We start from the raw sequence: 20,388 nt of genomic DNA on the forward strand, positions 1-20,388 counted from the left end.
GGTGTCCGCTCTCGCTCCACAAAATCTAACTCGATCCAGTCGCTACGACCGCTGAGGCGTGTGATTTCTGCCATAGACCAGCACAAAATCACCACGCCTCACTCTTCATCCTTAACTAAACACGACCAGATACAGGGTCCAAATGTTTTACCCGTCGTATTCGAAACCGGCGCAGAGGGTGAAATCACAGTTTTGTTGCAATTTACTCAGGTAGCGATACCAATGCTGTTCGCGTTTCTGACCGTCGCTGTCTTCCACGAACTACTCCACGGATTGGTCTTCCAGCGATACGACTACGACGTGAACTACGGCGTCTACTGGCGGTTTGGGGCGGTGTATGCAGCGGTTTTTCACCAGTTTCACTCTCGCGAGCATAACCTTCGGGTCGGCATCGCACCGTTAACGATTATTACCGCCATCTTTCTACCCTTGCTCGCGGTGCCTCACCCAGTCGTTGCCACGGTGGCGTTTTTTGTCCTCGTGTTGAATACCGCCGGCTCGGTCGGGGATATTTACGCTCTCTGGCGGTTCTATCGGATGCCACAGGGGACGGTCTTTTACGATATCAATATGGACAATATGTACGTGTTTGAACCGAAATAAAGGCCCAATTCCGTATGATCGTGTTGGCGGTACTCGTTTTACCTCTGTATTCAGCACCCATTCCTATCAGGCCTAAGAATTTCAACAGAGCCAATCAAACGCAACTTTGAGAATATTGACATCCCGCTTAGTGACAAGGTTACGACGACCAGAAAGTCAGACGACTTCCCGTCAACACGATGTTCGCCCACTGATCAAGCATCGTGACTTTACATCACTTCACAAGGCGTTTGACGAAATCCATAATGCGGACGACTCCCCGTACGCTGACGTACGAGACGAACGATTTCACGGCGCCCGACGTGCCGACGCAACCGGGATTCGAGGGGAGCAGACGCCAGATGCGGGGGCGCGTCGTTTCGACGCATCGGGAGTTCGACGAGTTGGCTCTGGACGAACTCGGCCCGCGTGTTCGCGTGGACTACGCGCCGGACGGCGAATACGGCCGGGAGTGGCTCCGCGGGTTGGTCGAGGACCTCGAATCGGACGGTCTCGTGGCCATCGAACAGACGGAGAACGGTCTCCTCGCGTCGCTTCGGGAATGACGACCGGGTTTTGTTTATAAACCGAGTTCGTATCGAGCGCATGAACGATATCCGGGTCGCCGCCATCGTCGGGAGCCTCCGCGAGGGGAGTTACACCCGCCTCGCCTGCGAGGACGCCCTCGATGCGGCGGGCGATTTCGATGGCGTCGAAACCGACCTCATCGACCTTCGAGAGTTCGACTTGCCGGTCTTCGATGCCGACGAAAGCGACGGGGGCGACGCGGAGATGCTCCGTGAGCGCGTCGTGGCGGCCGATTCGGTCGTCCTCGCCACGCCGGTCTATCACGCGTCCTTCTCCTCGGCGCTGAAAAACGCCCTCGATTACTGCGGCTTCGACGAGTTCGAGAACACGACGGTCGGGTTGCTCTGTGTCGCCGGCGGGTCGTTCCCGACGACGACGCTGGACCAACTGCGAAGCGTATGCCGGGCGCTGAACGCGTGGGTCGTGCCTCATCAGGTCGCGATACCCCGCGTCCGAACGGTCTTCGAGGACGGCGAGTTGGTCGACGACGTCCGCGAGCGGGTCGACACGCTCGGCCGGCGGATGGTCGAGTACGCGAACATCGAGCCCGACCCCCGGACGATAGAGGCTCAGCAGAACGTCGGTGCCGAAGATTAGGCCTCGGGGCCCTGCCACTCGCCGAGGACTGCGGAGCTATCCCCGCCTTCGGCAGTCCAGATTACCCGAACGACGGCGTCGGCGGATACCGACACCGTCGCCGTGTCGCCGGCCGCGACCGTTCCTTCGAAGCCGGATTCGACGGTGAGGTCGGCGTCGCTTCGGATGTCGAGTTGCGAGGCCTCGACGTTGTCCCCGCCCTCGTGTTGGACCGTAAGCCGGTCGGATTCGGGGTCGTACTCGAAGCCCCACGCCACCTGCGGAACGTCCGGGGGGCTGCCGCCACCGCCACCGGAGCCTCCCGAGAGGATGACGCCAGTTATCTCGCTGCTGCCGTCGCGGGCCTCTTCCGGCGACACGTCGAGGACGCCGGCAGTTCTCGCTTCGAGTGGGCCGATGACGAGCCGCGAGACGCCGGAGCCAAGCGATTCGAAGGCCGCCGCCCCGGTTTCGACCGGGTCGTTCGCGGGGCCGGCGACGTAGTACCAATCGCTGAAGGAGACGAACGCCTCGTTGGCGAAGACGTGGTAGGCGAAGGCCCCGGCGTCCTCGTCGTAGACGGGCGCGACGAAGGCCGCCATCGTCTCTCCCGAGAGGTCCCGATTCACGCGCAACTGCGAGGGGGAGTCGGTATCGCCCTCGTAGGCGTACTGAGCGGTGAAAACCGCCTCCGGGTCCTCGTAGGTTATCTCCCGTTCGTCCGCGGAGACGGTAGCTTCGCCGTCCACGATGCCGGGATAATCGACGACGGCGTCGCCGCGGAGCGGGCCGGAGTCGTCGTTCGTACCGTTCCCACTGCCGTCGTCGCCCGGTGCTGTCGAGTCGCCGAGACAGCCGGCGATTCCGGCGGCGACAGTCGTACCACACAGTTCGAGCAGGCGGCGTCGATGGAGGGCCATACCGTATCTGTCCGTGGACTCCGTTATAAAATCCCGGAGAACCTCGGAACGCTCATACCGCCGCCGCCCGAAGCCGCGGGCGTGACACAATGGGTCGAGAACCCGCGAGGGGGCCGCGAGCGCGGGCCGCGGGGGCTACTCCGAGCGTGGGCGGAGGTCCTCGTTCGGCCGCGGCGGTTCTTCCGAAACGGGGTCGCGCCGGGTGACCAGGCGCCGGGGTTGGCCTTCGCCATCGCGGTCACGTTCGTCTACGTCGGCAGCCGGCTCGCGTTCGCGCCCGCGAGCGTGTCGGGGTACGCGCGCATGGTCGAGAATACCGGTAGCGTCTATCTGAGCGGCCTCGTCCTGCTGGGCGTCGCCTGCTTTCTGGTGGCCCCGCTGGCGTTGCATCTCGCGGCGGCGGTGGGAACGCTGACGCTGATACCGACCGTCTCGAACCGTGCGGGCGTCAGCGAGACGGTACAGGTCATCGCCTACGCCACGGCACCCGGCGTCTTCGTCGCCTACCCGCATCCGGCCGTCCAACTCGCCGCCGCGCTGTACGGGTGTGTACTGTTGGTGGTCGGCTTTTCGGTCGTCCACGAAACGTCGATTCCGCGGGCGCTGGCGGCCGGACTCGTTCCGGCCGTCTTCGTGTTCGGCTTCGCTTTCGGCGGCATCGCGGCCTTCGAGTCGGTGACGGGCGTCGTCGTCACGCCGGCTTCGGCCACCGGATAGATTCCGACAACCGTTTTAAGCCCGGACTGTAGGTTCTCAGTAATGGGTAACTGTATCATCTGCGGCACCTCCACGGATGGCCCCGTCTGTGATGTCCATCAGGAGGACGTCGTTTTCGATTTCGAAGGAGACGAACCCTCACAACTGACCGCCGGCCGCTTCTACCGAGGAACGGTTGACGGCTACGCCGACTTCGGCGTCTTCGTCAACATCGGCAACGTGACCGGCCTGCTCCACCGGAGCAAGCTCGACCGACGGCTGGAGAGCCTCGACTGGGAATCCGGCGACGAGGTCTTCGTGCAGGTCAACAACGTTCGGGACAACGGCGACATCGACCTCGGCTGGTCGATTCGCCAGTCCGAACGCGAGTTCCGCGGCGTCCTCGTCGACGCGCCGGACGGCGACCGCCTCCTCGACGAAGCCGAGGAGGACGAAGCGGGAAACGAAACTGAGCCGGAGCCGACAGCTGACGAGCAAACCGGCGGCAACGTTCCCGAGGAAGTCGAACCCGAACCCGTAAGCGAAGAACCCGAAGAAGCCGAAGCCGAACCGGCCGCCGACGAGCAGTCCGGTGGCGCGCCGGACGACGAGGAACTCGCCGACGCCGTCGTGACCGAGGAGCCGGAAGTCGAACCCGAAGCGGCAGAAGAAACGGAAGTCGCCGAAACAGGGGCCGAAGCAGAGGCCGAGACTGAAGAAGCCGAACCCGAACCGGCCGAGGAAGCCGAACAGGATATCGACCGCGTCGAGGTCGACTCGCTTCGCGACCACGTCGGCGACGTCGTCCGACTGGAGGGCGAAATCGTCTCCGCGCGACAGACCTCCGGTCCGACGGTCTTCGAGGTCCGCGACGAGACGGGCGTCGTCGACTGTGCGGCCTTCGAGGAGGCCGGCGTTCGCGCTTACCCCGACATCGAGGCCGACGACGTCGTCCGACTCGACGGCGAGGTTCGTCTCCGCCGCGACGAGATTCAGGTCGAGACCGAATCCCTCGTCGAACTCACCGACGACGCTCGCGAGGCCGTCGAGACGCGGATGGACGAGGCGCTGGACGACGCTGCCAGCCCCGAGTCGACCGACCTCCTCGGCGACGACGACGCGTTCGACGCGCTCGCCGACGACGTGAGCGAGGCCGCGACCGCGATTCGTCGCGCCGTCCTCGAATCCCGACCGGTCGTCGTCCGTCACGACGCGACGACGGACGGCTACGTCGCCGGCGCCGCAATCGAGCGGGCCGTCCTGCCGCTGGTCGAAGACCAGCACGCCTCCGCCGACGCGGTCTACCACTACTTCGACCGCCGACCGCTGGAGGACGGCGTCTACGACATGAACGACGCGACGAAGGACGCCACTCGCATGCTGGGCGACCGCGAACAGCACGACGAGAAACTCCCGCTTTTCGTCTTCGCCGCCGGCGGTTCGACGGAGGCCTCGCTGGACGGCCTCGAACTGCTGGACATCTACGGTGCCCCGCGGGTCGTCCTCGACGGCCAGTCGGCCGACGACGCCGTCGTCGACGAAATCGACACGCTCGTCACCGCCGAAGACCGCACCGCCGCGACCGTCGCCGCCAACGTCGCCGCCGCGACGAACGACGACGTTCGCGATGACCTCCGGCACCTGCCCGCGATCAGCTTCTGGGAGGACACCCCCGAGACCTACGTTGACCTCGCTTCCGAGGCCGGCGTCGACGCCGAGGCCGCCCAGAAACTCCGCGAGGCCATCGCGCTGAAGGCGTTCTACCAGTCCTACGAGGACAAGCGCGAACTCATCATCGACCTGCTGTTCGAGAAGCGGACCGGCCTCGCAGAGCAGGTCTCCGAACAGTTCCGCACGAAACTCGAGGCCGAACTCGACACCGCGACGCCGAACCTCGACGAACGCGAGGTCGACGGCGTTTCGGTCGCCGTCCTCGATACGGAAGCCTACACCCACACCTACGACTTCCCGCCGACGCGGCTCCTGCTTGACGAACTCGACCGCCGCCTCGATGCGGACGTCGTCATCGGCGTCGGCAAGGACGAACTCCACGTCCGCACCGACACCGCCCTCGACCTCGATGCGGTCGTCGCCGCGCTCCAACTGGAAGCGCCGGACGCCGGCGTCTCGGACCCCGGCGCACGCCGCCCCAAAATCGAGTTCCTCGCGGGCGAACGCGACGCCGTTCTCGACGCGGTCGTCGATGCGGTCGCCGAACAGGTCGTCACGACCTCCGCGTAACCGCCCCGCCTGCTTTTCCGCGATAGCTTGAAGCCGCCAGCGTCGGTACCCTCAGACGTGGTCTCCCGCCGTGGATTCCTCGCCGGGTTCGCAGCGGCACTGGGCGGCTGTAGCGGCCGTGCCCGTCGAGAGGTAGGGACGCCGACGGTGACGCCCGTGCCGGTTCCCGATACCGGAGAGGATTCCGTGGGTATCCCGGTCGGGGACTCGCGGTTCGGCCCGTCGACCCCCGTCCCCGAAGGCGTCGTCATGTTCCACCACCTAGAGGAGACGGCGGGGGCGCTCGTCGTCCTGTCGCCGTCTCGGGAGCGGTACACGCCTGACGCGCCGACGGCCGAGATGATCGTCCAAAACTACGGGGCAGACCCGCTGTTCGTCGACTTCGATTGGCACCTCCTGAAACACACCGGCCACCGATGGGTCGAGATACGGTCCTCGCAACTGGACCGTTCCGGCATCTATCCGGTCAACCCCGGCGAGACGTGGCCCCGCTCGCACCGCATCGAGGCCGTGTTCGACCTCGTGACGCTCGGACCGGGACTGTACGCCCGCGTGGAGACGGCGCGATTTCAGGATGCCAGCGAGGACCTGCCTCCGGTCGGCGCGCTCTTCGAAGTGGCAGGCACCGACTTCGAGTTCGACCCGGTCCGCCCGGCGAATATCGAGGACGGCGTCGCCAGCGTGTCGCTCAGCGACGCGCCGTCGGAACTCGTCTTCGAGCGCGTCGACGCCGATGACCCGGTCGAACTCGTCCCCGAGGCGGTCGGCGCCAACCCGACACTCCGCGATTCGATTCCCTACCTCCGCGAGGTTCCGGAGGTCCGACTGCGCACCGCTTCGCCAGCGCTGGCGGCCGAGGACATCGCGTTGACGACGGTCCGAGACGTCGACGTCGAACCGGGCGACCCCCTGCAGGTCGGCTCGATGACGTTTACACACCGGGTCGCGGAGTCGTAACCGCTAGCCACTTACCGTCGGGTCTCCTTGTCCCGATAGCGAATGAGTACCGACACCGACCCGGTCGAGACCGAGGCCTTCCAGCAGGTCTGTGAGTCGCTGGTCGAGGACATCCTCGCGGGCGACATCGAGCGCGACGACCTCGAATCCGCGAAGATGGAGGCCTGCCGGGAACACTCCTCGCCGAAGGTGCCGAAGAACACCGAACTGTTGGATTTCGCACCCGACGACAAGCGCGAGGAACTGCAGTCGGTCCTCCAGCGGAAACCCGTGCGGACGGCCTCGGGCGTCTCGCCCGTCGCCATCATGACCTCGCCGCACATGTGCCCGCACGGCAAGTGTCTCTACTGTCCGGGCGGCCCCGCCTCCGAGTTCGACTCCTCGCAGTCCTACACGGGTGAAGAACCCGCCGCGGCCCGGGGCGTCCAGAACGACTACGACCCCTACGGACAGGTCACCCTCCGACTCCACCAACTGCGGGAAATCGGCCACCCCGTCGACAAGGTCGAACTCATTCTGATGGGCGGGACGATGACGGCCCGCTCCCACGATTATCAGGAGTGGTTCGTCAAGCGCGCCCTCGAAGCGATGAACGACTACGACCTCGATTCGGAGCCGAACCCCAGCGAGTCGGAGTCGTTCAAGCCCGCCCCCGAGGAGACCGAGTTCCGGTATCTGGAGGACGTCATCGCCGAAAACGAGACCAACGAGATTCGGAACATCGGGACCACCTTCGAGACCAAGCCCGACTGGTGTGACCCCGAGCAGATAGACCGGATGCTCGATTTGGGCGGCACGAAAGTCGAGGTCGGCGTCCAGACGACCTACGAGCGAATCAACCGCGAGATGCATCGGGGCCACGGCGTCCAAGCCAGCCTCGATGCCAACCGCCGCCTGCGGGATTCGGCTTTCAAGGTCGGCTTCCACATGATGCCCGGCCAGCCCGGCATGTCCAAGGAGATGTGCCTGCAGGACTTCCGAGAGATATTCGAGAACTCCGATTGGCGGCCCGACTACCTGAAAATCTATCCGACGCTCGTCGTCCGGGATACCATCACCTACGACATGTGGCGTCGCGACGAGTACGAGCCGCTCCAGAACGAGGAGGCCGCCGAACTCATCGCGGAAATCAAATCGATGATTCCGCGCTACACGCGCCTCCAGCGCGTCCAGCGTGACATCCCGGCGGACTTCATCGACGCCGGCGTCTGGAAGTCCAATCTCCGGCAGTTGGCCCGAAAGCGGATGGACGAACACGGCTGGAGTTGCGACTGTATCCGCTGTCGCGAGGTCGGCATGAACGACGAGGAACCGGAGAACGTCGAGATGGACGTCATGACCTACGAGGCCGCCGGCGGGACGGAACACTTCATCTCCTTCGAGGACTTCGAGAAGGACCTGCTGGTCGGTTTCTGCCGCCTGCGCTTCCCGAACGACCCCGTTCGCCGCGAACTCGACAACGCCGCCCTCATCCGGGAACTCCACGTCTACGGCAACGAGGTCGGCGTGGGGCAACAGGGTGGCGACGACGGCGAGGCGCTACGCGCCTCGAACGCGAGCGGCGACGCCGCGAGCGAATACCAACATAAGGGCTACGGCCGGAAACTGCTGGAGAAGGCCGAACACATGGCCGCCGACGCCGGCTTCGAGAAACTGTCGGTCATCTCGGGCATCGGCGTCCGGGAGTACTACCGCGAGAAACTGGGCTACTATCAGGACGGACCGTACGTCTCGACGCGGCTTGACTGACGGCCGACGCACGTCGCCCGATTCACGGTCGCGATGAATCGCTCCATAGGTTTTTCAGCCCGATACTGGTAGTTTCGTCACACCATGCCGGAGCGAAGCGAGCACGCCGATACCGATGAAGAAGACGACGAGCGGAGCAAACTCGACTACGTTCTGGAGGCACTGTTCGAACTCGGTGGGCTACTGAGCTGAATTCGACGACTCGATACCACCTCGCGGCTGACCGATTTCGCTCCACACGGGGCGTTGAAATGGGTGCGGGCCGAACGGCCGGTAATGGCACGCGCGGTGTCGGATGGGGTGTACGTACTCGATATCAGCTGGCCGGAGCCCATCGGCTCGAACGCCTACCTCGTCGACGACGGTGACGTGACCTTGGTCGACGCCGGCCTGCCAGTCCCCCGGCGCCCGATTTCGAAGGAACTCACCGAAGTCGGCTATTCGCCCGCCGACTTGGACCGCGTGCTGCTCACCCACTACGACATCGACCACGTCGGCGGGCTGGGACGGCTCGGACTCGGTTCGAACCTCCCGGTCTACCTCGGCAGCGAGGACGCCGCCCTCGTGCGCCGCGAGTGGTCGCCGCCGTGGACCCACCACAAGGGGGCGTTCCACCGACTCACTCGGCGAATCTACTCGCTTTCGAGCGTCGACCTCCACCCCGTCGAGGACGGCGACAGCGTCGGCGGCTTCCGGGCGATTCACGCACCGGGCCACAACCCCGGACACACGGTCTATATTCACGAGGAGAGCGGGGCGGCCTTCCTCGGTGACCTCGTCTGGGAGTCCGATGGGGCGTTCGTCGCCCCGCCGTGGCTGGATTCCTACGACACCGACACCATCGCCGACAGCATCGCCCGCGTCGCCGAGGAGTCCTTCGACCACGCCTGCGTCGGCCATGGTCGGCCCGTCACGCCCGACGCCGACGCGGTCCTTCGGGAGTTGGCTGCGGACCTCTGACTCGGCCGTCTTTTTGATGGACGAGCGTCTAGTGAGGCAGGTCGGTGAGAGACTCGCAGAAAACAGCGACTGAAACTTAGAGTTCTTCGCTGGACCCGAGCGCGCCGCCGTCGAGGCGCTCTTCGACTTCCTCTTCGAGTTTGTAGCGCTGGACCTTCTGGGTCGCACTGCGCGGGAGTTCGTCGATGAACCAGATTCGACGCGGATGGGCGTAGGTGGCGACGTGGTCGAGGGTGAAATCCCGGAGCTCGTCCTCGGCGACGTCGGCCCCCTCTTCGAGGACGACGAAGGCGACCGGCGCTTCGCCCTTGATTTCGTGGGGTGCGGCGACGACGGCGGCCTCGGCGACGTCGGGATGCTCGTAGAGAGCGTCCTCGACTTCCGCGGGGTAGATGTTCTCGCCGCCGGCGATGATCATGTCGTCGGCGCGGTCGACCATCCAGAAGTAGCCGTCCTCGTCGACGCGGGCGATGTCCTCGGTGTAGAACCAGCCGTCGTCGTCGACAACGGCGTCGGTCTTCTCCGGGCGGTTGTAGTAGCCATCGAAGACGGTCGGGCCGTTGATGGCTATCTCGCCGGTGACCTGTTCCTCGTCGGTGAAATCGATGTCGTCGCTGGGGTTGGGTTCGAGGTCGTCGACCGAGATGCGCGTCTCGCGGGTCGCGGGGTCGACGAGTTTGAGGTCGATACCGCGAAGCGCCGGGCCGATACAGCCAGCCGATTTGCGGACGCCGCGGGACGGTTCGACGGTGCCGGCCGGTCCGGTTTCGGTCATCCCCCAGCCCTCGGTCATCGGGACGCCCCATGCCTCCTCGATGGTGCGACGGGTGTCGTCGGCAAGTGGGGCCGCGGCGCAGATGACGTCGGTCAGCGACTCCATGTCGTAGGCCTCCGGGTCCTCTCGGTAGACCTGCCACATCATGTTGTAGATGGCAGGGACGCCGGCGAAGTTGGTGACGTCGTTGTTCGAGATGGTCTGGAGAATCATATCGGGGTCCGGCCGCGGAATCATGTGCATCTTCGCGCCGTTGTAGAGGTAGGTGCCCTGAATGGCGTTGAGCGCGTAGATGTGGAACAGTGGCAAAACGAGGACGATGCTGTCGTCGGGGTCGATGGGGAGGCCGCCCTTCGCGTAGGCCTCGATGGTCGAAAGCAGGTTCTTGTGGGTCAGGAGGACGCCCTTCGGCTTGCCCGTCGTCCCGGAGGTGTAGGGCTGGACCGCCACGTCCTCGAAGTCGCGGTCGACGGTATCGAACTCCTCGGAGGCCTCGGCGGTCGCCTGCGAGTAGTTGACGACGCCGTCGTCGCTGACGCCGGAGACGTAGACGTTCGAGACGCCGGCCCGTTCAGCGAGTTCCGTCGGACCGATGATGCGGCCCTCCTCGGTATCCATCCCGCCCGCCAGAAGCGGCGACCCGACCATGTGGTCGACGTCGCCGTCCTGCAGGACGAACTCCAGCGTGTTGGGGTCCATCCGGAGGTTCAGCGGTACCGGGATGGCGCCCGTCTTCAGCGCACCGAAGTAGGCTTCGGGGAACTGGTCGGAGTTCGGGATGTAGAGGCCGACCCGGTCGCCGGAGCCGACGCCGTTGTCGACGAGGACGTTCGCGACGCTGTTGGCTCTCGCCTCCAGTTCGTTGAACGACGTCTCCTGGCCCATGAACGAGAGTGCGGTCTTGTCGCCGTATCGGTGGGCCGCCATCGACGGCAGGTCGCCCATATGTTGCAAGGGTTCGCCGTTATAATGTTCCATGGTAGCATACAATACTCCGTAGGAGCCATATTAAAGATTCTCCCGGTGAAATCCGGCACGTCGAGGGGGTTTCTCGCCGTTTATTCCGCTGGTGGCGTTCGGGTCAGGCCTGCCCAGCGAAATAGCCGAGCGCGACGGTGAGACCGACCCCCAGCGCGAGCAGGCCGTAGTTGGCGATGGGGTTCGAGGCCGTCGCAAGACTGACAGAAAAGCGGCGACTCGACGCCGGCCACAGCAGCGGCACGCCGGAGGGTGTCAGTGCATCCGCCAGCAGGTGCGAGCCGATGGCGACGACGCCGACGACGGCGCCGAGACCCCCTGTCAGCAGGGGGTCGGTGCCGAACTGTTCGGCGCCGGCCACACTCACACCCGCGAGGGCGGCGGTGGCGACGACCAAGAACAGCAGGGTGTGGGTGACGCCGCGGTGGCTGATGCCCGGCACTTTGAGGTCGTAGTCGGGGACCCGCGAGAAGGCGACGGCCCCGACGCCGCCGAGCACCGCGAGGCCGGGGTCGACCGACAACAGGAGATAGCCCACGGGGGCATACAGCAACAGCGCGGCCCCGTAATGGCCCGTCTTGTACATTGACGTCACCCGCTTCGGGAGGGACACACCTGTATATGTCGGGTTCCTACCACCCCCATGGTCGGAGCACTCGGCGACTTCGCCGGACTGATATTCGAGACGTTCGGCCCCTTCGCGGTCCCCGTCGTCCTGTTCTTCCTCGGCGTCGCCTTCTATGCGGGCGTCGTCGTCTTCCATCGACTGCGGGGCGACGAGGACTACTGGGCCCGCGAATAGCCGCTACGTAGGGATTTTTGTCGGTACCGGCCCACGACCCAGCCATGAACGACGATGCGATGGGCCGATTTCCGGTTCCCGACCGCGAGGAGATTCCCGAAGACATCCGCGAGCGTATCGACGAGGAGACCGAGGACGCCGGCTTCACACCGAACGTCTTCCCGGCGTTCGCGTACAAGCCGAGTCACTTCCGCGCCTTCTTCGCCTATCACGACGCCTTAGTGGACGATTCGGCGCTGGCCCGCGAGGAGATAGAGATGCTCATCGTCACCGTCTCCGGCGTCAATGACTGCCTCTACTGTGTGGTCGCCCACGGCGCGCTCCTCCGAATCTTCGCCGACGCGCCGAAACTCGCCGACCAACTGGCGACGAACCACCGGAGCGCCGACCTCTCCGACCAGCACCGCGAGATGCTGGAGTACGCCGAGAAACTCACCGAATCGCCGGGCAAAATCGGCGATTCGGACCTCGAAGTCCTCCGGGAGGCCGGTTTCTCGACCGAGGAAATCTGGGACATCACGAGCGTCGTCTCCGTGTTCAACCTCTCGAACCGGATGGCCACGGTGGCCGATATCCGCCCGAACGACGAGTTCTACGACTTGGGGCGATAGCCGCGCGGGGCGGCGACGCGGGCGGTGGATGTTCACACGCGCACCGAAGCGCGGGGTTCATACACCCCGCTCCGCTATGACGGACTAGATGCGCGTCGAGACGCTGGGAGAGGGCGAACCCGAGGTCGCAATCGTCGGCGGAATCCACGGCGACGAGCCGTGCGGCCCGAGAGCCGTCGAGGCGCTGCTCGATGCCGACCTCGACGTCGAGCGCCCGGTAAAGCTCATCGTCGCCAACGAGCGGGCCCTCGATGAGGGCGTCCGCTACGTCGAGGAGGACCTCAACCGCGCCTTTCCGGGCGACCCCGACGCCGACACCCACGAGGGACGACTTGCCCACGACCTCCTGACGGAGATTCGCGGCTGTGAGATTCTCTCGTTGCACTCGACCCAATCCTACGCCGCGCCCTTCGCACTGGTCGACGAGATGGACGGCCACGCCCGCTCGGTGTGTCCGTACCTCTCGGTCGAGGCCGTCGTCGAGACGGCCGGCTACAGCACCGGGCGGCTCATCGCCTATCCCGACGTCGTCGAACTGGAGTGTGGCATCCAGCGGTCCGCGGCCGCCACCGAGAACGCCAAGCGATTGGCCCGGGAGTTCCTCGTCGCGAGGGGCGTGCTGGCCGGCTCCGAGGAGCCGCGCCGGGACCACCGCCTGCCCGTCTTCCGGATGGAACGACAGATTCCGAAACCCGACGCCACCGAATACGAGGTGTTCGTCGACAACTTCGAACGCGTCGCCGAGGGCGAGCGCTTCGCGGCCGCCGACGGCGAGGACCTCCACGCGGAGTTCCCCTTCTATCCCATCCTGCTTTCGCCCTACGGCTACGAGAACGAGTTCGGCTACGCGGGCGACCTCGTGGGGCGACTCGACGGCGAGGAACCGGCGGTGCCGGCCCGGGAGAGCGCCTCGGCCCGCGCCGACGGGCGGAGCCGCTGACCGAGGCCGTCGCCGTCAGTCCGCTGGCTGCTCGCTACGTCCTGCATCCGCCACGCCCAGCGGGTCCGCCGTCGACCCCGCCGTCACCAGTCGCAGGAACTGCCCCGCGTTCGTGAGGAGTTTGTTCTCGGCCTTTCGGAGGTGCTCCTCGTAGGTCGACCGGGCAACGTCGGTCCGGTCGGCCAACTCTCGGAGCGACGTCTTCCGGGGCTGTTCGTAGTAGCCGCTTTCGAGGGCCAGTCGGAGCGCCGCCAACTGCCGGTCGGTCACGCTTTCGAAGAGCCGGTCGACGGGCGCCAGCATGCTGTGTGGGACCGCCTGTTCGGTGATGGCGGTCTTCGACAGCACCTCGATGTCCCGGTCGGTTTCGAGGTCCTGAAGCAGGTCCCGAACGTCGCTCTCGTCGAAGGCGATGACCGTGTAGTGTTCCCAACCCTGCCGATGAATCGTCGGCGGCTGATACAGGGCGTTGTACTCCTCGAACCGGTCGATGATGGAATCCTCCAGCGAGCAGAGACAGGACTGGGTGACGACGTGGAGGCCGGATTCGTCCACCGATTCGTGGAGGACCGTCCCGAGGTCGTCGATTTCGTCGAGCAACTCCTCGGTGGGGGCTTCCGAGGAGGTGACCTCGATTACCTGACAGTCGCTTAGATACCACTCCCGTATCGTGAGGTCCGGATACCGCTCCGATATCTCCCGGTAGGGACACTCGTGTCTGACCCGAAACGAGGCCTCGTAGAGGCTCATGGTCGCCGGTATGGCATGAAAGAAATTAACAGTGCCGGCCATGTCCCGCACTACTTATATACTAATACTGCTCGTACGGGGAAACACCGATGTCAGAGATGCGTCCCGAAGAGTTGAGTGACCGATTACGAACTACCGACGACGTTCTCGTCGTCGACGTCCGCCACGAGGGGGACTTCGAGGAGTGGCATATCCCGGATAGCGTCAACGTCGATGTCTACGACGAACTGGCCGACGACCCCGAGGCGGCGAAGGAGACCCTCGCCGAACTCCCCGAAGACAAGGATATCGTCACCGTCTGTGCCGCGGGCATCGTCGCCGACACGGCGACGGGCGTGCTCGATGACCTCGGGTACGACGCCGAGACCCTCGCCGACGGGATGAACGGCTGGAGCCGCGTTCACCGACACGCGCCCGTCGATGCCGACATCGACGGGACGCTCGTGCAGGTCGCACGCCCCGGCAAAGGCTGTCTCTCTCACGTGCTCGTCTCGGACGGGGAAGCGGCCGTCTTCGACCCGTCCCACTATCTCGAAGAGTACGATGCGATTCTGGACGAGTACGACGCCGACCTCGTCGGCGTCTTCGACACCCACGCACACGCGGACCACGTCTCCGGCGGGGCCGAACTCGCCGACCGGCACGGCGTCCCGTACTACCTCCATCCGAAGGACGCCCTCGCCATCGAGGCCACTCCCATCGAGGACGGCCAGACGGTAGAAGTCGGGGGACTCGATATCGAGGTCATTCACACGCCCGGACACAGCGAAGGGGGCGTCTCGTTCGATATCGAAGGCGCGGCGCTGATTACGGGCGATACGCTCTTCCACGAGAGTGTGGGCCGCGTCGAACTCGGCGTCGAAGCCGGCATCGAGGACTCCGACGTCGAAGGCAACGCTGCGACCCTCTACGAGAGCCTCCAGCGACTGCTGGAGCGGCCGGATGACGCGCTCGTCCTTCCCTCTCACGACCCCGGGTCGCCCGAACCGCCGGTGACGGCGACGCTCGCCGAGGTGAAGGAACGAAACGAGGACCTCCAGCGTGACCGCGAGGACTTCGTCGAGACGCTCGCCTCGGATATTCCGGACCACCCGCCGAACTTCGAGCGCGTCAAGCGGACGAACGTCGGACAGGAGTCGGTCCCCGCCGACCAACTGGCCGAACTGGAACTGGGGCCGAACAACTGCGCTGCGGAGTAACCGATGAGTAAGGCAACCGAAATCAAACAGGGGATCCGCGAGCACAAGGGACAGTTCTCGCTGCACGTCCTGCTGGTCTTCGCGACGGGGTTGACCATCGGTTCGGAGCGCGCGGTCGTTCCGGTCCTCGGTCGGGACGTCCTCGGCGTCGAGTCCCTGTTCGTCATCGGCTCGTTCGTCGTCTCGTTCGGGGTCGTGAAGTCGATTCTCAACCTCTATGCGGGCAAATGGGGCGAGGAGTATGGCCGCAAGCCGGTCCTCGTCCTCGGGTGGGCGACGGCGCTTCCGCTCCCGCTCATCCTGATCTATGCTCCCAGTTGGGCGTGGATTTCGGTCGGGAACGTCCTGCTCGGCATCAATCAGGCACTGACGTGGAGTATGGCCATCAACGCCAAAATCGACTTGGCGAGTCCGGACGAGCGTGGCCTCGCGGTCGGCATCGACGAGGCGTTCGGCTACTCGGGCGTCGCCGTCGGCGCGTGGATCACCGGCCTCATCGCCGGCCAGTGGAACCTCCGGCCCGAACCGTTCTACTTCCTCGCCGTCGTCGTCGTGCTGGCGTTCCTCATCTCGATTTTCCTCATCAAGGAGACCGTCCAGTACGCCCAGGCGGAGGGCGACGACGACCACCACGACGCGAACCTGCCGTTCAACGAGGTCCTGAAGCGGGCGACCTACGGCGACAAGACGCTGTTCGCCGCCGCACAGGCCGGCCACATCGAGAACTTCGTGGACACGCTGTTCTGGATCGCCGTCCCGCTGTATCTCACCAGTCAGGGACTCGGCATCGCGGCCGTCGGCGTCGTGGTCGGCGTCCACAGCGCGATGTACTTCCTCCAGATCGGGACCGGCGGACTCGCCGACCGCATCGGTCGCCGTCCGCCCGTAATCTGGGGAATGTTCCTCGCCGGGGGCGGCGTCCTCGGGATGGCGCTCGTCGATAGCTACCTCCCGTGGGCCGTGCTGGCCGCCGCATCCGGTCTGGGGATGGCGTTGCTGTACCCGAACCTGATGACCGTGCCGAGCGACGCGGCCCATCCGTCGTGGCGGTCGGCCGGCATGGGTGTCTACCGGATGTGGCGCGACTCCGGCTACGCCGTCGGCGCGGTCCTCATCGGGCTGTCGATGCAGTTCGTCAACGTCGAGGCCGCCTTCTACATGACCGCGATATTGATGTTCATCTCCGGGGCCGTCGTCTACGTCTGGATGGAGGAGACCCATCCCGACTTCGGGACGCACGAACCGCCCAAACCGGCGACTGAAGCGGCGGATTAACTGACTCTGCCCGCCCGGAAACGGGCGAAAAACGGTGACGCTTACTCTTCTCCGTTTTCCGGTGCGAACTCAACGAGCGTGAGGTCACGCTCCAGCATACAGTAGTCGTGGGGCGGCTCCCCGACCACCTCGGTTATCTGGTATTCCTCGTCGAACTCGGCGCCGGCGGGTTCGCAGAACTCGTGGCTCGGACACTCGGTGTAGGGACAGGGCCCGGCGAGTTCGGCCTTGCTGCCGGCGTAGGCGGCGTTGGAGGGGACGTTCGCCAGCACGGGCGCGGGTTCGACCTCGACGGCGGTGACGCCGGTGTCGTGAACGCCGCACTCGAGGGTGCCGGAATCGCGGATGCCGGTCACGCGATAGCGGCGGCCCTCGACGAGATTGAGACATTGCCCTCGGTACGGACAGCCCTCACAGGCGGGCGCTTCGCCGCCGTAGACGAACTCCGTCCCCACCGACGCGAGCCGTTCGCCGATGAGCGTGACCTTCGACATGAAAGGAAGTTTCGTCGGCCCCCTGTTAAGCGCGTCGCCGCGAACCGACTCGTCAGATGTCTCCCGTAATGTGGCCCCGAGCGATAGCGACGAATCCCCAAACGAAGAGCCACGTGAAGATGATAGTGAACGTCACCATCGACGAGGACAGCAGGCCCAGTGGCTCGGTCAGGTCGAACAATGCCGGGTAGGAGAGGAAGCCGATGAACACCGCGATGACGCCCCCCACGACGCACTCGAGGCTCCGCCAAACGGCGTCGAACCGGGGGGTCTCACCGGGAACTCGTCGCGGACGCCCTCCCGCGCTGTTTGGTGTGTTCATCCATACCACTATTTTTAATCTTAATTCTAATTCATTATAAATATGTCGTGCGGGTCGACCCCCGCCGGACCGTCCGGGCCGAACGAATCGTCTGGAGTTTTTGTCTCGCTACCGCTGTACTCGTCGCCGGACGGCCCTGCTTATCTGCGGACCACTCCCTTACTCGTGGCCGGTCAGATCGTCGAGTTTTTCGAAGTACGCCTCGCGGGGGACTTGATAGAGGTCGCGGTAATCGATTTCGCCGGCGGCGAAGCGCCGGGAGAGGGCTTCGGCGCCTTCGATGGCCTCGCCGATGGAATCGTAGGCGTCGGGGGCGCGGTTGACCTCCGGTTCCAGATAGAGGGTGACCATCCACGGGGCATCCGGCGGGAGGTTCCGGTTGCCCTCCGGGCGGCGAGTCCGACGGCCGCGCGTGACGTAGATAGTGGGAAGGCAAGCCGACGGGAAGTCCGAGCCGTTGAACACGTCCGGGCGATAGGCGAGGATGACGCGGGACTCCTCGGCGTTCCAGACCTCCCAGCCGTCGCCGAGGGCCGATTCGTCGAGCATACTCGGGGTTCGTCCGGGGTCCGTATCAGCCTTCGGTTTATAAATGGCGTCTGACGGGTGGCTGACGGCGGGTCGGCAATCGGGAGAGATACCGGCTTCCGTTGCTGGTTTCGGCGGCTCGTTACCGGCGAGGATTGTGCCCTATGGCAACAATACTTATGGTAACGTAGCACTCATATATAAGATACTATCGGTGTCGTGGCCGCCGCGTGCCGCCCGACGACGTGTCGTTGCCCGACCAAGGTCGAATCCGGCACAGGTCCTTGGTAAGTGTCGACATGCCATGGCATCGAACGGTGTGACGGCTAGCCCGGTTCGCCGGGCCGGATGGGTGACCATCCACGTGATAGAATGAGTGACATGGAATCCCTCGAGGAACTCAGCAAGGAGTACAGGAACTCGATTCCGTCGGACCTCCGACGAACCCGGTCGTTCGACTGGTATCTCGAAGAGCTGTACGACGACCCGAGAATCGCCCGCAACGCCCACCAGCGGGTGGCCGACATGTTCGATTACTACGGGACGACCTACGACGAGGACGAAGGGGTCGTCGAGTACGAACTGGCCGCCGAGGACCCGCTCGGCGATGGCGAGAACACCTTCTACGGCCGGGTCATCCACGAAGCCATCCACGAGTTCGTCAACAAGGTGAAGTCGGGTGCCCGTGGTCTCGGCCCCGAGAAACGCATCAAACTCCTTCTCGGGCCGGTCGGCTCCGGGAAGTCCGACTTCGACCGGCAGGTCCGGCGCTACTACGAGGATTACACCACCCGCGAGGCGGGACGGATGTACACCTTCCGGTGGACCGGCCTGTGTGACATCCTCCACGACCAGGACCCCGCCGACGACGTGGTCCGGTCGCCGATGAATCAGGACCCCATCGTCCTGTTGCCGCTCGAACAGCGCCAGCAGGTCATCGACGACCTGAACGAGCGACTGGATGCGCCCTACACCATCCGCAACGAGCAGGCGCTGGACCCCGCAAGCGAGTTCTACATGGACAAACTGCTGGAACACTACGACGACGACCTCCAGCAGGTACTGGAGAACCACGTCGAGGTGGTCCGCCTCCTTGCAGACGAGAACAAGCGGCAGGCCATCGAGACGTTCGAACCCAAGGACAAGAAGAACCAGGACGAGACGGAGTTGACCGGCGACGTCAACTACTCGAAGATCGCCGTCTATGGTGAGTCAGACCCCCGTGCGTTCGACTACTCGGGGGCGTTCTGTAACGCCAACCGGGGTATCTTCTCCGGCGAGGAACTGCTCAAACTCCAGCGGGAGTTCCTCTACGACTTCCTGCACGCCTCCCAGGAACAGACCATCAAGCCGAAGAACAACCCCCGAATCGACATCGACCAGGTCATCGTCGGTCGGACGAACATGCCCGAGTATCGGGATAAAAAGGGCGACGAGAAGATGGAGGCGTTCAACGACCGGACCAAGCGCATCGACTTCCCCTACGTCCTCCAGTACGAGGAGGAAGCCCGCATCTACGAGAAGATGCTGGGCAACGCCGACGTGCCCGACATGCACGTCGAGCCACACACCCTCCAGATGGCCGGCCTGTTCGGCGTCCTCACCCGCATCGAGGAACCCGACGGCGGCAACATCTCCGTCGTCCAGAAGGCCAAGGCCTACAACGGCGAAATCGACGAGGGCGAGGACATCGACATCAAGAAACTGCAGGACGAGGCCGAGGCCGTCGCCGACATCGGGGAGGGCATGGACGGCGTCTCACCGCGGTTCATCGGCGACGAAATCGCCGAGGCCATCATGGATTCGATGCACCGCGGCCGCGGGTTCCTCTCGCCGCTGACGACGTTCAACCACCTCGAAGAGAACCTCGAGAACCACGGCTCCATCTCCGAGGAGCACTTCGAGCAGTACTACCGGTATCTCGAACTCGTGCGCGAGGAGTACAAGGAACGCGCCATCGAGGACGTTCGCCACGCGCTGGCCTACGACCTCGACGAAATCCAGCGGCAGGGCGAGAAGTACATGGACCACGTCATGGCCTACATCGACGACGACACCGTCGAAGACGAGATTACGGGCCGCGAACAGGACCCCGACGAGAAGTTCCTCCGCGCGGTCGAGGAGAAACTCAACGTCCCCGAGGACCGCAAGGACGACTTCCGGCAGGAAGTCGCCAACTGGGTCTCCCGCCGTGCCCGTGAAGGAGAGACGTTCGAACCGCAGGACAACGACCGTCTGCGCCGCGCGCTCGAACGGAAGCTCTGGGAGGACAAGAAACACAACATCAACTTCTCGGCGCTGGTCTCCAGCGGCGAGTTGGACGACGACGAGCGCAACGCCTGGGTCGACGCGCTCGAAGAGCAGGGCTACAGCACCGAGGGCGCAAAGGAGGTGCTGGAGTTCGCCGGCGCCGAAGTCGCCAAAGCCGAGATGGAAGAGGAATGA

Annotated in this window: 20 protein-coding genes and 3 pseudogenes; 15 read left to right on the forward strand and 8 right to left on the reverse strand. The window is 64.7% G+C overall.

What is annotated here, in order from left to right; genetic code table 11:
- Window positions 1-74: pseudogene (locus U5914_RS09855) on the reverse strand (IS6 family transposase); the annotation flags it as partial.
- Between the two features lie 148 nt (window positions 75-222).
- On the opposite strand from U5914_RS09855, the gene U5914_RS09860 reads away from it, so the two are divergent.
- The 4 genes and pseudogenes from U5914_RS09860 (at window position 223) to U5914_RS09875 (ending at window position 1,767) form a co-directional block, all read left to right on the forward strand.
- On the forward strand, window positions 223-603 hold the full coding sequence (locus U5914_RS09860) for a DUF3267 domain-containing protein (protein ID WP_336135596.1): 381 nt from the start codon (window positions 223-225) through the stop codon (window positions 601-603).
- Between the two features lie 75 nt (window positions 604-678).
- Window positions 679-856 (forward strand): annotated as a pseudogene (locus U5914_RS09865) (IS5/IS1182 family transposase); the annotation flags it as partial.
- A gap of 19 nt (window positions 857-875) precedes the next feature.
- A pseudogene (locus tag U5914_RS09870) lies at window positions 876-1,148 on the forward strand (HhH-GPD family protein); the annotation flags it as partial.
- A gap of 40 nt (window positions 1,149-1,188) precedes the next feature.
- A complete protein-coding gene (locus U5914_RS09875; protein WP_336135597.1) occupies window positions 1,189-1,767 on the forward strand; it encodes an NADPH-dependent FMN reductase in 579 nt (192 codons plus the stop codon).
- On the opposite strand, the gene U5914_RS09880 is transcribed toward U5914_RS09875, so the two are convergent.
- Complete coding sequence (locus U5914_RS09880) at window positions 1,764-2,666, reverse strand: hypothetical protein (RefSeq protein WP_336135598.1); 903 nt, start codon at window positions 2,664-2,666, stop codon at window positions 1,764-1,766. The genes U5914_RS09875 and U5914_RS09880 overlap by 4 nt on opposite strands.
- Before the next feature lie 81 nt (window positions 2,667-2,747).
- Here U5914_RS09880 and U5914_RS09885 point away from each other — a divergent pair, with 81 nt between their 5' ends.
- The 5 genes from U5914_RS09885 (at window position 2,748) to U5914_RS09905 (ending at window position 9,269) form a co-directional block, all read left to right on the forward strand.
- The gene (locus U5914_RS09885) at window positions 2,748-3,383 is read left to right on the forward strand and encodes a YIP1 family protein (RefSeq protein WP_336135599.1); all 636 of its coding nucleotides are present in this window, start codon (window positions 2,748-2,750) and stop codon (window positions 3,381-3,383) included.
- Window positions 3,384-3,425: 42 nt separating this feature from the next.
- Window positions 3,426-5,603 carry an OB-fold nucleic acid binding domain-containing protein gene (locus U5914_RS09890; protein ID WP_336135600.1) on the forward strand — a complete coding sequence of 726 codons (2,178 nt, stop codon included), beginning with the start codon at window positions 3,426-3,428 and terminating at the stop codon, window positions 5,601-5,603.
- A 57-nt stretch (window positions 5,604-5,660) separates the two neighbouring features.
- Complete coding sequence (locus U5914_RS09895) at window positions 5,661-6,560, forward strand: hypothetical protein (protein WP_336135601.1); 900 nt, start codon at window positions 5,661-5,663, stop codon at window positions 6,558-6,560.
- Between the two features lie 42 nt (window positions 6,561-6,602).
- Entirely contained in the window at window positions 6,603-8,309 is a 1,707-nt protein-coding gene (locus tag U5914_RS09900) for a tRNA uridine(34) 5-carboxymethylaminomethyl modification radical SAM/GNAT enzyme Elp3 (RefSeq protein WP_336135602.1), read from the forward strand.
- A 276-nt stretch (window positions 8,310-8,585) separates the two neighbouring features.
- The gene (locus U5914_RS09905; protein WP_336135603.1) at window positions 8,586-9,269 is read left to right on the forward strand and encodes an MBL fold metallo-hydrolase; all 684 of its coding nucleotides are present in this window, start codon (window positions 8,586-8,588) and stop codon (window positions 9,267-9,269) included.
- A 76-nt stretch (window positions 9,270-9,345) separates the two neighbouring features.
- Here the strand turns inward: U5914_RS09905 and U5914_RS09910 are convergent, their stop codons facing one another.
- Both U5914_RS09910 and U5914_RS09915 read right to left on the reverse strand, forming a co-directional pair.
- Entirely contained in the window at window positions 9,346-11,022 is a 1,677-nt protein-coding gene (locus U5914_RS09910) for a class I adenylate-forming enzyme family protein (protein ID WP_336135604.1), read from the reverse strand.
- Between the two features lie 103 nt (window positions 11,023-11,125).
- The gene (locus U5914_RS09915) at window positions 11,126-11,608 is read right to left on the reverse strand and encodes a metal-dependent hydrolase (RefSeq protein ID WP_336135605.1); all 483 of its coding nucleotides are present in this window, start codon (window positions 11,606-11,608) and stop codon (window positions 11,126-11,128) included.
- 57 nt (window positions 11,609-11,665) lie between these two features.
- Here U5914_RS09915 and U5914_RS09920 point away from each other — a divergent pair, with 57 nt between their 5' ends.
- The 3 genes from U5914_RS09920 (at window position 11,666) to U5914_RS09930 (ending at window position 13,375) form a co-directional block, all read left to right on the forward strand.
- Window positions 11,666-11,824, forward strand: a complete 159-nt coding sequence (locus U5914_RS09920; RefSeq protein WP_336135606.1) for a hypothetical protein — start codon at window positions 11,666-11,668, stop codon at window positions 11,822-11,824.
- Between the two features lie 44 nt (window positions 11,825-11,868).
- The gene (locus U5914_RS09925; protein ID WP_336135607.1) at window positions 11,869-12,435 is read left to right on the forward strand and encodes a peroxidase-related enzyme; all 567 of its coding nucleotides are present in this window, start codon (window positions 11,869-11,871) and stop codon (window positions 12,433-12,435) included.
- 88 nt (window positions 12,436-12,523) lie between these two features.
- Entirely contained in the window at window positions 12,524-13,375 is an 852-nt protein-coding gene (locus U5914_RS09930; RefSeq protein WP_336135608.1) for a M14 family metallopeptidase, read from the forward strand.
- 15 nt (window positions 13,376-13,390) lie between these two features.
- On the opposite strand, the gene U5914_RS09935 is transcribed toward U5914_RS09930, so the two are convergent.
- The gene (locus U5914_RS09935; RefSeq protein WP_336135609.1) at window positions 13,391-14,125 is read right to left on the reverse strand and encodes a helix-turn-helix domain-containing protein; all 735 of its coding nucleotides are present in this window, start codon (window positions 14,123-14,125) and stop codon (window positions 13,391-13,393) included.
- Window positions 14,126-14,214: 89 nt separating this feature from the next.
- Here U5914_RS09935 and U5914_RS09940 point away from each other — a divergent pair, with 89 nt between their 5' ends.
- Together U5914_RS09940 and U5914_RS09945 are read left to right on the forward strand one after the other, a co-directional pair.
- Window positions 14,215-15,324 carry an MBL fold metallo-hydrolase gene (locus U5914_RS09940; protein ID WP_336135610.1) on the forward strand — a complete coding sequence of 370 codons (1,110 nt, stop codon included), beginning with the start codon at window positions 14,215-14,217 and terminating at the stop codon, window positions 15,322-15,324.
- Between the two features lie 3 nt (window positions 15,325-15,327).
- A complete protein-coding gene (locus U5914_RS09945) occupies window positions 15,328-16,599 on the forward strand; it encodes an MFS transporter (protein WP_336135611.1) in 1,272 nt (423 codons plus the stop codon).
- 41 nt (window positions 16,600-16,640) lie between these two features.
- On the opposite strand, the gene U5914_RS09950 is transcribed toward U5914_RS09945, so the two are convergent.
- From U5914_RS09950 to U5914_RS09960, 3 genes are all read right to left on the reverse strand, one after another.
- Complete coding sequence (locus tag U5914_RS09950) at window positions 16,641-17,093, reverse strand: UPF0179 family protein (RefSeq protein WP_336135612.1); 453 nt, start codon at window positions 17,091-17,093, stop codon at window positions 16,641-16,643.
- A gap of 52 nt (window positions 17,094-17,145) precedes the next feature.
- Window positions 17,146-17,322, reverse strand: a complete 177-nt coding sequence (locus tag U5914_RS09955; protein ID WP_336135613.1) for a hypothetical protein — start codon at window positions 17,320-17,322, stop codon at window positions 17,146-17,148.
- Between the two features lie 252 nt (window positions 17,323-17,574).
- Entirely contained in the window at window positions 17,575-17,964 is a 390-nt protein-coding gene (locus U5914_RS09960; RefSeq protein ID WP_336135614.1) for a DUF5820 family protein, read from the reverse strand.
- Between the two features lie 351 nt (window positions 17,965-18,315).
- Between U5914_RS09960 and U5914_RS09965 the strand changes: the two genes are divergently transcribed.
- Window positions 18,316-20,388, forward strand: a complete 2,073-nt coding sequence (locus U5914_RS09965; RefSeq protein ID WP_336135615.1) for a PrkA family serine protein kinase — start codon at window positions 18,316-18,318, stop codon at window positions 20,386-20,388.

This window comes from Natronomonas amylolytica, from assembly GCF_037031205.1.
Classification (GTDB): domain Archaea; phylum Halobacteriota; class Halobacteria; order Halobacteriales; family Haloarculaceae; genus Natronomonas; species Natronomonas amylolytica.

Excerpts from the sequence above, each read along its gene's own strand:
- U5914_RS09920 (WP_336135606.1), top strand. The coding sequence starts at position 11,666 with ATGGTCGGAGCACTCGGCGACTTCGCCGGACTGATATTCGAGACGTTC.
- U5914_RS09960 (WP_336135614.1), bottom strand. The coding sequence starts at position 17,964 with ATGCTCGACGAATCGGCCCTCGGCGACGGCTGGGAGGTCTGGAACGCC.
- U5914_RS09940 (WP_336135610.1), top strand. The coding sequence starts at position 14,215 with ATGTCAGAGATGCGTCCCGAAGAGTTGAGTGACCGATTACGAACTACC.
- U5914_RS09900 (WP_336135602.1), top strand. The coding sequence starts at position 6,603 with ATGAGTACCGACACCGACCCGGTCGAGACCGAGGCCTTCCAGCAGGTC.
- U5914_RS09925 (WP_336135607.1), top strand. The coding sequence starts at position 11,869 with ATGAACGACGATGCGATGGGCCGATTTCCGGTTCCCGACCGCGAGGAG.
- U5914_RS09860 (WP_336135596.1), top strand. The coding sequence starts at position 223 with ATGCTGTTCGCGTTTCTGACCGTCGCTGTCTTCCACGAACTACTCCAC.
- U5914_RS09910 (WP_336135604.1), bottom strand. The coding sequence starts at position 11,022 with ATGGAACATTATAACGGCGAACCCTTGCAACATATGGGCGACCTGCCG.
- U5914_RS09930 (WP_336135608.1), top strand. The coding sequence starts at position 12,524 with ATGCGCGTCGAGACGCTGGGAGAGGGCGAACCCGAGGTCGCAATCGTC.
- U5914_RS09935 (WP_336135609.1), bottom strand. The coding sequence starts at position 14,125 with ATGAGCCTCTACGAGGCCTCGTTTCGGGTCAGACACGAGTGTCCCTAC.
- U5914_RS09875 (WP_336135597.1), top strand. The coding sequence starts at position 1,189 with ATGAACGATATCCGGGTCGCCGCCATCGTCGGGAGCCTCCGCGAGGGG.
- U5914_RS09905 (WP_336135603.1), top strand. The coding sequence starts at position 8,586 with ATGGCACGCGCGGTGTCGGATGGGGTGTACGTACTCGATATCAGCTGG.
- U5914_RS09945 (WP_336135611.1), top strand. The coding sequence starts at position 15,328 with ATGAGTAAGGCAACCGAAATCAAACAGGGGATCCGCGAGCACAAGGGA.
- U5914_RS09915 (WP_336135605.1), bottom strand. The coding sequence starts at position 11,608 with ATGTACAAGACGGGCCATTACGGGGCCGCGCTGTTGCTGTATGCCCCC.
- U5914_RS09890 (WP_336135600.1), top strand. The coding sequence starts at position 3,426 with ATGGGTAACTGTATCATCTGCGGCACCTCCACGGATGGCCCCGTCTGT.
- U5914_RS09965 (WP_336135615.1), top strand. The coding sequence starts at position 18,316 with ATGAGTGACATGGAATCCCTCGAGGAACTCAGCAAGGAGTACAGGAAC.
- U5914_RS09880 (WP_336135598.1), bottom strand. The coding sequence starts at position 2,666 with ATGGCCCTCCATCGACGCCGCCTGCTCGAACTGTGTGGTACGACTGTC.
- U5914_RS09950 (WP_336135612.1), bottom strand. The coding sequence starts at position 17,093 with ATGTCGAAGGTCACGCTCATCGGCGAACGGCTCGCGTCGGTGGGGACG.